At 72.6% G+C, this 734-nt stretch carries 1 protein-coding gene; it reads left to right on the plus strand.

Features of this window, described 5'->3' with window-relative positions:
• Positions 1–734 (plus strand): glycosyltransferase (locus APM_RS12885; RefSeq protein WP_007423811.1); only part of this gene is annotated, 734 nt, incomplete at both ends.

Consider the following 734-nt stretch of genomic DNA (forward strand, 5'->3'; position numbering starts at 1 on the left):
GGCCTCGCCCGCTGGCCGCGCGCGCTGATGCGGGGCCGCCGGGTCATCGGTCTCTTCGTGTGGGAACTGCCGGCGGTGCCGGCCGCCTGGCACGTGGGGGCGAAATTCGTCCACGAGATCTGGGCGCCGTCCGCCTTCTGCGCCGAGGCGTTCGAGCCCCTGGCGCCGGGCCGCGTGCGCGTCGTGCCCTATCCGCTCGCCGCCCTGCCACCGCGCCCGGTCGAGGGCGGACGCGCCGATTTCGGCCTGCCCGACGGCGCGCTGGTGGTGCTGGTCGTGTTCAATCTCGCGTCCAGCCGCGTGCGCAAGAACCCCGAGGGCGCCATCCGCGCCTTCCGCGCCGCCTTCGGCGACCGCCGCGACCGGATGCTGGTGCTCAAACTGTCCGGCACCTCGCTGTATCCCGAGGACCTCGCGGAGATCCGGGCGATGGTCGCGGATGCGCCGAACATCCGGGTGATCGACGAGACCATTCCCGAGCCCGCCCTGCGCGGCCTCATCGCGGCGAGCGACATCGTGATGTCGCTGCATCGCGCCGAGGGGTTCGGCCTCATCCCGGCCACCGCGATGCTGCTCGGCCGCCCGGTGGTGACCACCGGCTGGTCCGGCAACATGAGCTTCATGGACGCGGACAGCGCTGGCCTTGTGAAATACGATCTGGTGCCGGTGAACGACCCGCGCGGCACTTACCGGCTGGAGGGCAGCCGCTGGGCGGAGCCGGACGCCGGGCATGC

Source organism: Acidiphilium sp. PM, from assembly GCF_000219295.1.
In the GTDB taxonomy this organism is placed as follows: Bacteria; Pseudomonadota; Alphaproteobacteria; order Acetobacterales; family Acetobacteraceae; genus Acidiphilium; species Acidiphilium multivorum.